The organism is Mesorhizobium sp. P3_A9 (assembly GCF_056402975.1).
Genome location: NZ_JBFUGJ010000243.1, coordinates 1 through 9,375, shown reverse-complemented (window position 1 = coordinate 9,375; position 9,375 = coordinate 1). Strand labels below are relative to the sequence as shown.

The following is a 9,375-nucleotide window of genomic DNA, read 5'->3' as shown; positions in this document are numbered from 1 at the left end:
GCATCGGAACCATCGCCCGCAATCGGTAGCTATACGTCAACTGTCGGTTCATCGGCCAAAGGGAGCAATCGTACATGGCTTTAAAAGGGCAATCTTTTTGCCATGATTGTCGCGAGCCGACCCTGCCAACAAAAACGCCGCCAAGGAGGCGGCGCTTTGTCAGAGGGATGGGCTGTGGGCCTTACTGGGCGCCGCGCGCGACGCGCTCGATTTCCTCGCGCACCAGTCTTTCGACCAGCGTCGGCAGATTGTTGTCCAGCCAGTCCTGCAGCATCGGCCGCAGCATCTCTTCGGCCATCTCGTCGAATGTCTTCTTGCTGCGGCTGGCAAAGGCATCGGAAAGCTCGCCAAAGGCCGCTGCCACCTGCCTGCCCGTATGTTCGGAAAGGATTGCGGCGCGGACCGCGGGCGCTTCATTTGCCGCACGTGCCTGCGCGGTGGGTGCCGGAGCCTCGCTTGAAGAAGGCCGCTCGACCGCTGCCTCCACCACCGGTTCGCTCGTTGGCGCCTCGAACTGGGGCGCCACGAGCTGGGGCACCTCGGGTTGGGCGGCCGGCCTGCGGACGCTCCTGTCCGGTATGGCTTTCGCCTGCTCTCCGACTGCCGCGATCTCGCGCCGCCAATCGGCAACGATGGCATCGCTCGTCGCGCTGGCCTGCGGTGCCCCAGCCTGCGGAACCATTGCCGCGTCGGCCCTGACGGCGGGCACCGGCTCGGCGGCGATCCTGGCGCTGACCTCGGCAAGCGTCATCGACGGCTTGGCAGGCACTGGATCGGCACGCGTCTGCGATTCCATATGCACGGGCTCGGGGCGCGTGGGCTCTGGCGAAGGCGCCTGGACTTCCGCGAGCGCAACCGGGTTCCTGACTTCGGGGGCAGCATGTAGCTCGGCGCGAAACGCATCGACATCGGCGGCCGGAGCCTCGCTCGGCGATGGCTCCAGGTCCTGGCGCAGCTCATCAGCCTCGCCCGGCTGCTTGCGGCCGGTGTCGCTATCCTCGATGATCCTCCTGATGGAAGCCAGTATCTCTTCCATGGAAGGTTCGCGCTGTGCGCTGCTTGCCGTTGCCATCGTCACATCCGCCGCCCTTGTGACCTCTGTGGTCTTCCGCCGCCGGCACCAGCCGGATTCGAATCATGGCGACAGCGTAACCGACGGATCGCCGCACGAGAATCCCCAATCTGGGGACATGTGGGATTTCAACAGATTAGAGCGCGAAGCCGAAGTTTCGAAAAATCGCGTCCTGCGTGGACACGAGACTTCCAACCGGCGGCCTAGCGGCCGTCCGGGGTGCGCAGGCCGATCCACTTGTCCTTGACGGCATTGTAGTGCTCTTCGGGCTTGTACTTGGTCACCGCCAAGGCAAGCCGGTCGACCGACAGGCGGCCCACCGCCGACAGGATGGCATAGCTCGCCACCACCACATCGTGTTCGGAATTGGCCATGTTGATCTTGGCTGTGATGACGGTGGCCTGCGCGTTGAGCACATCCAGCGTGGTGCGCTGGCCGACATTGCGCTCTTCGATGACACCGTTCAGCGCCAGTTGCGCCGCGTCGATCACCTGCTTGTTGGCCGAGACGCTCTGTTGTGCCGCGGTATATTGCGACCATGCCGTGGCAACAGCCTGGCGTACCTGGTCGCGGCTGACATCGACCTGGATGCGGGCCTCGCCCAACGATTCCTTGTTCTGCCGCACGAGCGCCGACTTCCGTCCGCCCGAATAGATCGGAATGGTCAATGTCGCGCCAATATTGGCCGAGGTCGAATTGCCGTTCTGTCCGGCATTCGGATTGCGGTTGAGATAGTCATCCGAGATGCCGGCCGAGGCGGTAAGCTGCGGCAGCAGTGCGCCTTCCGCCGACTTCACCGAAAACGCGGCGGCGTCGACCAGATGCTGGGTGGAGAGAATGGCCGGATGTTCGGCCGAACCAATGGCAATCGCCGAATCGAGGCTCGACGGCAACAGCTTCGCCAATGGCGCAGCCGGCTTGAGTTTACCCGGCTCGTCGCCGACCACCTGGTGATAGGTCGCGGCGCTGGCCAATGCCTGCGCGCGGGCGGCACTGAGCGAGGCGACCGCCGAGGCGCGCGACGCGTCGGCCTGGGCGACGTCGGTGCGCGTSCCTTCGCCRACCTCGAAACGCGAGCGCGCSGCGCGCGCCTGCTCRGTCAGGAAYTGCAGGTTCTGTTCGGTCAGCACRGCSAYCTGCCGGTCGCGRATCACGTCCATRTAGGCGGTGGCCGCATTGAACAGGGTGTTCTCTTCGGTGTTGCGCAGGCTCTCCACCGAGGCTTTCACCTGGGCTTCCGCAGCCGCAACATTATTCCGGGTCTGAAAACCGTCGAACAGGCTCTGGTTGATGACAATACCGACACTGGCCGATGATGTCTTGCTGTTGGCACCGCTGGCGCGCGTGTTCACATAATTCGCGTCGGCAGTTCCGGTGATGGTTGGGCGCCCGGTCGACTTGGCAATGGCCACGCCCTCGTCGGTGACGCGCACACCGGCGCGGGATAAATTGAGCGAGGAATTGTACTGATAGGCCTTGGCGAGTGCGCCGGAGATGGTTTCCGCCGAGGCGGTCAGGGGGGACAGCGCGGTCGCGGAAACGAGGACAGCGGCAAAAAGGGTCTTGGACACAGACGGCACGGGTATATCCCTCATTCGTTTTCCATGGGAACCGCGCCGCGCCAGCTTCTCACAGGAGTAGCCGGAGTGGCGTGTTTTAATGTTCCCTGTCGCTCGGTCCCAAAGTGCCCCCAGTCTGGGATCAGCAACGATTGTTCAAATGCAAGCGACCATGRCAAAGCCTCTGCTGCAAGGCCAAATCATTCAGAATTCGAAAGCATGCTCACGTTCGAATCCGGGTAGTGGCTTAATTGCCGCATTAAATGCCCGTCTCCCGGTTACAACCCCCCCCCCCTTGAAAAAAAGTCGCGCCACGGCGGAATTGCCCTGCCCTTCGACTGCGACCAGGCGGCCGCCCTCGGCAAGCTGATCGAGCAGCGCCGCCGGCACTTTCTCGACGCTGCCGCCGACAAAGATGACGTCATAGGGTGCCTTGGCCGCATGCCCCTGCGCCAGTGCGCCCTGGACCACGGTCACATTGCCGCAGCCAAGGCCGGAAAGGGTCGATGTTGCGGTTTGCGCCAGCGCCGAATCGTTTTCGAGCGCGACGACGGACCTCGCCAGCCGCGACAGGATGGCCGAGGCGTAGCCGCTGCCGCAGCCGACATCGAGCGCCGAATCGGTCGGGTTGATCTCGGCCAGTTGCATCAGCTTGGCCAGAGGCGAGGCTTCCATGAGATAGCGCGCGCCATCGGCRCCGTCGGCAATGCGGATGTCYTCGTCGATATAGGCAAGATCGCGYTGGCSSKCGCCGACRAAAGCCTCGCGCGGCACSGAAAGCATGGCGTCCAGCAGCGGSGCGCTGGTCACGTCGGTGGTGCGAACCTGGCCATCGACCATCTTGACGCGAAGCTCGGCAAAATCAGCGCTCATGTTCAAACCAATCTGCTTGCCGCGTCAGAACCGCGGTTCATTTCGATGAGAACGTCAGGCTCCGGCGCTGAGCGCGCGGGAGCYCGGGTATTGGAGGCCTCGCCCGGAATCGAACCGGGGTGCAAGGATTTGCAGTCCTCTGCGTAACCACTCCGCCACGAGGCCTCGTTGCTCCCGGCGTTCCACCCGGTTCCAATAGGTTGCGGCGAAAATGGCGTCAAGCGGCCACCACGCATTCCGCGCGGTTTCCTCATGAATGAATCCCATCCCTGCGCATCGAGGGTCGTGGCCACAGCGGTCATGACGCACATTAGCAGACTGTTAAGGATAGCAGGAGGTCAGGAGAAACTCCACGCCCCGGCCACCGTTGAGAAACGAGGAGGACTGCGCCATGCGGCCGGCAAGCCCGAACGACGGAACGAGCGCCTGGGACGGCCTGTCGCGAGCGGGCTGCGAGGCATTGCTGCGCCATGCCATCGATTGCCTGGCCATAGACGGCACCGCCAGGCTTTCGCCGCGCGATCGCGCGGCGCCTTGCCTCGGCTGCCGCCGTTCTCAAGGAAATCCGCGAGGATCTCGGGAGACGTGCGAACCAAAAAGCCGATTCGCGAAAATCCGGAACCCGAACAAGGGCATAACGCAAGGGAAGGATGGCGCGGTCAAAGGCGCGGCTTGGTGCCTGTCGTTGCATCCGGCCGTCGCCGCCGCTCCCACCAGACGACGAAGCGGCGCCGGTGGCGGCGCACCATGGCGAATTCATAGGAAAGCACTAGCAGTCCGATCGGCACCATCCAGAAGCCGAGAATCGGCAGAAAGCCGAGAATGCCGCCGATGGTCAAAAGAATGCCGATCGCGATTCTGAGACCTCGCGACTGCGGCATGGTGAACTCGCGCCCGAAAATCGAGATCTTTCGTGCCGGTATCCGGTTTTCGTCTGCTGCCGTCATCGCCAATGGCTGCCTGTGTGGTCGCTTGTCTGGTCGCTCGAAAATATCATTTTACGAAAGCCGCGACCGCCCTTTCGGTTCCGCGCCCGTCGCCAAGACGGCTAATATGAGGGCGCACGCCGCCGATTGCGAGAAACGCCTGAGCGAAAAAGTCTCGGAAAAAAGCGAAATGCTTCTTTGCAAAGCCGAAAGGTGTTTGCTATAGGCTGCGCCACTTGCTCAAAGAGCCTCCGTTCCCCGGTAGCTCAGTGGTAGAGCAACCGGCTGTTAACCGGTTGGTCGCTGGTTCGAATCCGGCCCGGGGAGCCAAATCTTTTCACACACTTAGCAATCTCGTAAAACCGGAGATTTTTCGGTTATGCACGGCAGATGTACGCGAATTGCCCAGCCTCCGGGAATCGACACGAAAGGCGTTTCGTTCCAGCGAGACCAAATCAAGCGATTGAAGGTGGCGGATCACGAGGCCCGATAGCCAGAAGGTAACCCGAGAGACTGCCGGCCTCTTCACCTTCGAACGAATGTCGGCTTCCAGTCGCGGTGTTGCGCGTGCAGCCCGTTTTTGTAAATGCGCGTGAGCACGTCGCGAGCAGACTCGGCGCGCTCCCGGGTGCAGCCGATCAGTATTTTCCCGCCCAAGTTTGCCGGCTCGCCGGTGACTTCATCCCAAACCGTCCAGTCGCCTGTCGGCTCGAGAAAGCAACTAAATCTACCTGGGCTTTCTTCCATCGCCCCATTCCCCAATATGGGCGGAGCGTTTCATTATATTAGCAATCACGCAAGTAATGACTGGCGATAGATCACTGCCTCCTTCGGTCAAGGTTAATTTGCGAAACGGTGGGAAGCTTAGCACTTCTTCACCTTGCCGCCGATCTCCTTGGCCATATCGAAGGCCCCCTGTTCGTCCTTGGTGGTCAGCACCGTGCGCCAGTGCGGTTTCTCCAACACGCTCAAGATGCCGGTTGTGGCTGGCTTGTCGGCCGCGTGTTGCCTTACATCACCTTTCAAACCCTGCGCAGCTTTAATCACGGCCTTGCGGCTGTTACCGTGTTTTAGGATTAACTCCCAAGCCAGGTCCGGCGTTAAACCGTTCTCTGAGGCGAAATATTCGACCTGATGGTCGTGAATAGCATCCTGCCTGCGCTTGTCGCCGGCCATTTGAGCCTCCGCGCTGTCCAGTTTGAGCTACGAGCGCCGGTTTGGGTGAAGCGAGCCGCACCGGCCATAGCGGGTCAGTCCTTTTGGATCGTCCCGGCATTGCCCAAGCTAAATGTATATTAGCAATAGCTCAACTAAGACTGAAGTCCCTAAGGTTTCCATTCGCGATTACGCTCCCGCTGAATCAGGAATGCATGTGAAGAACACCGGCCGACGATGGTGGCCAGCGGCCTTGCAATCCGAGCGGCCGAATAGCCCGACGATATCCTGATGCATTGAGGCCAACAATTCCAAAAAGTCCAATCTGGCAGTATCCACAAGTGCTTGGCAGTGCTTGCGCGAACTTGTCCGCCGAGCGATAGATGCGTCGGTTCAGGGAGGAATCATGCGCAAAATCCTGGTTTCGGCACTCTTGGCCGCTGCTACACTTTATGCAAATTGCGCTCTGGCGCTCGACAGCGGCGGCACGCCTGTCGTCGTGACACCCCTAGCATCACGCACGACCACCGCGTCCGGCCAGCCGATCACGCTGCCGCAGAAGAATGTGCAGGTGCTGGTGTCGACCTATGACATCGCGGTCGGCGCAACCTTGCCGGTGCACAGGCACCCTTTCCCGCGCTACGCCTATGTCGAGGCTGGAACGCTGAAGGTCACCAATGTCGAGACCGGCAACAGCAACACCTACAAGACGGGCGATTTCATCATCGAAATGATCGGGCAGTGGCATCAGGCCACCAATATCGGCGATGGTCCGGTCAAGCTCCTGGTCATCGACCAGGTCGAGGAAGGCGCCAAGAATACGGAATTGCGCCAGTAGCCACCAAGGCTATGCCTGAGGGCGGGAAGGCAATGTGCCGCCCGCCTTCATGCGCTGTAGTTGATAACCACCCTGCCCCAGGCGTGTTCAGCCCCAGGTGCCGACCATCTGGCGGGTCGTCGCGTTCAGCCGGTTGAAGGCGTTGATCAGGGCGATCTGGACGACCAAAACGGCAAGCGCCTTTTCGTCATAGTGACGGGTGGCTTCGTCCCAGACATCGTCCGGCACGGCGTCCGGGCGGTCGGCGAGCCTCGTGCCGGCCTCCGCCAGCGCCAGGGCCGCCCGTTCGGCATCGGTGAAGTATGGTGTCTCGCGCCATGCCGCCAACGCGAAGATGCGCTCGTCCTTCTCGCCGGCCGTCTTCAGTTCGCGCGCGTGCATGTCGACGCAAAGGGCGCAGTTGTTGATCTGGCTGGCGCGCAGATGGATGAGTTTGCGCGTGATATAAGGCACATCGGCCGCCTCCGTCGACTTGTCCAGCGCCAGCAGCGCCTGCAGCGCGCCTGGGATCAGCATCACCGGATTCTTGATTCTCGCTTGCATGGTCTTTCTCCTTTCGAGGGCGTGTTTTGCCGAGCCCGGAGGCAGCGCATCCAGGTTTCAGTAGATGGGATTTTCGGCTGTCGCCGCGACGCCAACGATCAATCAATAACCTGTCAGCTATGGGTTAACTCATAACCAAAGAGTTATAGGACTGTCAAGCCGGGAAATGTCGCCTGGTCCAAATGGCGGTGCACCGTTCACGCTTTCGCGCCAGCCGCCCGGGTGCTAGGGCTTTGCGCAACATCATGAACTGGATAGCCCCTTGACCACGGAAAACCGCCCGCCCCTGATCGAAATTTGTGTCGAAGGCATTGATGGCCTGCTCGCCGCGCAGGCGGCCGGCGCCGACCGGGTCGAACTGTGCGCCAGCCTTATCGAAGGCGGCATCACGCCGAGCCTTGGCACGGTGCGTGCCGCGCTGGATCAGGCAACGGTGCCGTTCCATGTCATGGTGCGGCCGCGCGGCGGCGATTTTCTCTACAGCGAGACCGAATACCGCTCGATGCTCGCCGATGTCGCAGCACTCAGCGATCTCGACGTACCCGGCGTGGTGTTCGGCTGCCTGAACGCCGACGGCACCATCGACGAGAAGCGCATGGGCGAACTGACGGAGGCCGCCGGCTCCCTGAACGTCACCTGCCACCGCGCCTTCGACATGACGCGCGATCCGGCCGAGGCGCTGGAAGCGCTGATCCGCTGCAAGGTCGGCCGCGTGCTGACCAGCGGCCAACGCGACACCGCGATCGAAGGCCTGCCGTTGCTGGCGGATCTGGTGCGGCAGGCCGGCGACCGCATCATCATCCTCGGCTGCGGCGGGCTCGATCTCGCGAACATCGCTGAGGTGCGCAGAAAGACCGGACTGGCCGAAATGCATTTCGCGGCGCTGAAGGACGTGCCGAGCACCATGCGCTACCGCAATCCCAAGGTCGGCATGGGCGGTTCCGATCTTGATCGCGAATACCGCAACACATTGACCGACACGCCGCTGGTGGCGGCGACGATCACGGCAGCCAAGGCATGACCTCTGAGATAGACCGCATAGCGCAAGCCGACGAAGCCGACATATTGGCGCTCAACAATGAGCATGCCGCTGAACTGTCCTGGCTCGAAGCCGAGCGGCTGTCGTTCCTGCTTAGCGAAGCATTCTATGCGCGCCGCATCGGCGATCTCGAAGCCTTCATCATGACCTTCGACCAGGAGGCCAACTACGACAGCCCGAACTTCGTCTGGTTCCGTGAGCGCTACGAACGCTTCGTCTATGTCGACCGCGTCGTCGTGGCGGCACACGCACGGGGTCGCGGCCATGCGCGCCGGCTCTATCAGGACCTGTTCGAGCATGCTGAACGCGCCGGCCACAGGCTGGTCACCTGCGAGGTCAACGCCGACCCGCCCAACCCCGCCTCGGATGCCTTCCACGCCGCTCTCGGCTTCACTGAGGTCGGCGACGCGGTGATCCATGGCGGCAAGAAAGCGGTGCGTTACTACGTCAAGCAGATCGTCGCCTGATCGCTGGCTACACAAAGAAGCCGCCCCTAATATAGGCGTTCCGCCAACCGGAGGAACCGCGATGCCAAGCAACGTCTTCCGCTTCGACGAAAGCTGGAAGATTCCCGAAGGCACGCCTCGGCAAGTGTGGGACGTGCTCTCCGACGCCGAATTGCTGCCGCTGTGGTGGGGCGACGTCTACAAGGAAGTGGTGCCGCTCGACGGCAAGGGCAAGGCGTCAGTCGGTTCGCGGGCAAGGGCACGGGCGCGCGGCGCCCTCCCCTATGAGCTGAACTTCATCATCGAGGCCGCCGAACTCGAACCCAGCCGGCTGGTGGTGGTGAAAACCTTTGGCGATTTCGACGGGCTGTGGCGGGCCGAACTGTCGCCGTCGGGCACCGGCACCCATGTCCAGTTGACCTGGCAGGTCACGGTCGAGAGGCCGATCCTCAAATTCCTCGCGCCGCTGCTGCGGCCGGCCTTCGCCTGGAACCATCGCTGGACGACGCCGCGCGGCGAAGCCGGCCTGAGGCGCTATCTCGGGGCACGGAAAAACAGCCCCTCGTCCTGATGATGCCGATGGCACTTACCAGTTGCGGTTGAGCCATTCCCGCGCCGGCCGCTCGATGAGGTAGTAGCTGCAGAGCGCGCAGGCAAAGACCCCGGCCAGCATCGGCCATGGGTTGCTGCCTTGCTCGTAGACGAATTTGTAGAAGGGCTGCTGCCAGAGGTAGAGCGAGTATGACCACAGGCCCAACGTCGCCATTGGCCAGGACGACAGCAAATTGGAAAAAATCGGCGTGCTGAAATCAAGCGCGTTGACGGCCAGCGCCAGCAGCGGCACCGCCAGGAGATAGTGGATTGGCGTCGGCACCGGGTCCATGAACAGCAAAAMAGCGGCGATCGCCGCGGCCTGGGCGTCAT

General features: G+C 62.1%; 12 protein-coding genes and 2 tRNA genes. 5 read left to right on the top strand and 9 right to left on the bottom strand.

All coding sequences use genetic code 11. The features are described from left to right. Positions 1-181 precede the first annotated feature (181 nt). The 5 genes from AC1DX0_RS25425 to AC1DX0_RS25405 all read right to left on the bottom strand — a co-directional run bounded on the left by AC1DX0_RS25425 (position 182) and on the right by AC1DX0_RS25405 (position 4,451). Positions 182-1,072: a PopZ family protein gene (locus AC1DX0_RS25425; protein WP_477222252.1), complete on the bottom strand. Its 891-nt coding sequence runs from the start codon at positions 1,070-1,072 to the stop codon at positions 182-184. A gap of 203 nt (positions 1,073-1,275) precedes the next feature. Then, the gene (locus tag AC1DX0_RS25420) at positions 1,276-2,652 is read right to left on the bottom strand and encodes a TolC family outer membrane protein (RefSeq protein ID WP_477357247.1); all 1,377 of its coding nucleotides are present in this window, start codon (positions 2,650-2,652) and stop codon (positions 1,276-1,278) included. A 183-nt stretch (positions 2,653-2,835) separates the two neighbouring features. Then, complete coding sequence (locus AC1DX0_RS25415; RefSeq protein ID WP_477357245.1) at positions 2,836-3,504, bottom strand: protein-L-isoaspartate O-methyltransferase family protein; 669 nt, start codon at positions 3,502-3,504, stop codon at positions 2,836-2,838. Positions 3,505-3,595: 91 nt separating this feature from the next. Further along, a tRNA-Cys gene (locus AC1DX0_RS25410) sits at positions 3,596-3,669 on the bottom strand. Positions 3,670-4,163: 494 nt separating this feature from the next. After that, a complete protein-coding gene (locus AC1DX0_RS25405; protein WP_477222249.1) occupies positions 4,164-4,451 on the bottom strand; it encodes a hypothetical protein in 288 nt (95 codons plus the stop codon). Between the two features lie 234 nt (positions 4,452-4,685). On the opposite strand from AC1DX0_RS25405, the gene AC1DX0_RS25400 reads away from it, so the two are divergent. Beyond that, a tRNA-Asn gene (locus tag AC1DX0_RS25400) sits at positions 4,686-4,760 on the top strand. A gap of 195 nt (positions 4,761-4,955) precedes the next feature. On the opposite strand, the gene AC1DX0_RS25395 is transcribed toward AC1DX0_RS25400, so the two are convergent. After that, positions 4,956-5,177 carry a hypothetical protein gene (locus AC1DX0_RS25395; protein WP_477222248.1) on the bottom strand — a complete coding sequence of 74 codons (222 nt, stop codon included), beginning with the start codon at positions 5,175-5,177 and terminating at the stop codon, positions 4,956-4,958. Positions 5,178-5,294: 117 nt separating this feature from the next. Continuing rightward, a complete protein-coding gene (locus tag AC1DX0_RS25390; protein ID WP_477222247.1) occupies positions 5,295-5,606 on the bottom strand; it encodes a hypothetical protein in 312 nt (103 codons plus the stop codon). A 385-nt stretch (positions 5,607-5,991) separates the two neighbouring features. Between AC1DX0_RS25390 and AC1DX0_RS25385 the strand changes: the two genes are divergently transcribed. Then, on the top strand, positions 5,992-6,423 hold the full coding sequence (locus AC1DX0_RS25385) for a cupin domain-containing protein (protein WP_477222246.1): 432 nt from the start codon (positions 5,992-5,994) through the stop codon (positions 6,421-6,423). Between the two features lie 87 nt (positions 6,424-6,510). On the opposite strand, the gene AC1DX0_RS25380 is transcribed toward AC1DX0_RS25385, so the two are convergent. Continuing rightward, on the bottom strand, positions 6,511-6,966 hold the full coding sequence (locus AC1DX0_RS25380; protein WP_477222245.1) for a carboxymuconolactone decarboxylase family protein: 456 nt from the start codon (positions 6,964-6,966) through the stop codon (positions 6,511-6,513). Between the two features lie 262 nt (positions 6,967-7,228). Between AC1DX0_RS25380 and AC1DX0_RS25375 the strand changes: the two genes are divergently transcribed. From AC1DX0_RS25375 to AC1DX0_RS25365, 3 genes are all read left to right on the top strand, one after another. After that, positions 7,229-7,987: a copper homeostasis protein CutC gene (locus AC1DX0_RS25375; RefSeq protein WP_477222244.1), complete on the top strand. Its 759-nt coding sequence runs from the start codon at positions 7,229-7,231 to the stop codon at positions 7,985-7,987. Continuing rightward, positions 7,984-8,472 carry a GNAT family N-acetyltransferase gene (locus AC1DX0_RS25370; RefSeq protein ID WP_477222243.1) on the top strand — a complete coding sequence of 163 codons (489 nt, stop codon included), beginning with the start codon at positions 7,984-7,986 and terminating at the stop codon, positions 8,470-8,472. Before AC1DX0_RS25375 ends, AC1DX0_RS25370 begins: the two co-directional genes overlap by 4 nt. A 61-nt stretch (positions 8,473-8,533) precedes the next feature. Further along, positions 8,534-9,022, top strand: coding sequence for an SRPBCC family protein (locus tag AC1DX0_RS25365; RefSeq protein WP_477222242.1), 489 nt, complete (start codon positions 8,534-8,536; stop codon positions 9,020-9,022). Positions 9,023-9,037: 15 nt separating this feature from the next. Here AC1DX0_RS25365 and AC1DX0_RS25360 read toward each other — a convergent pair. Continuing rightward, positions 9,038-9,375: acyltransferase family protein (locus tag AC1DX0_RS25360; protein ID WP_477357243.1), on the bottom strand; the 338-nt coding region annotated here is incomplete at its 5' end.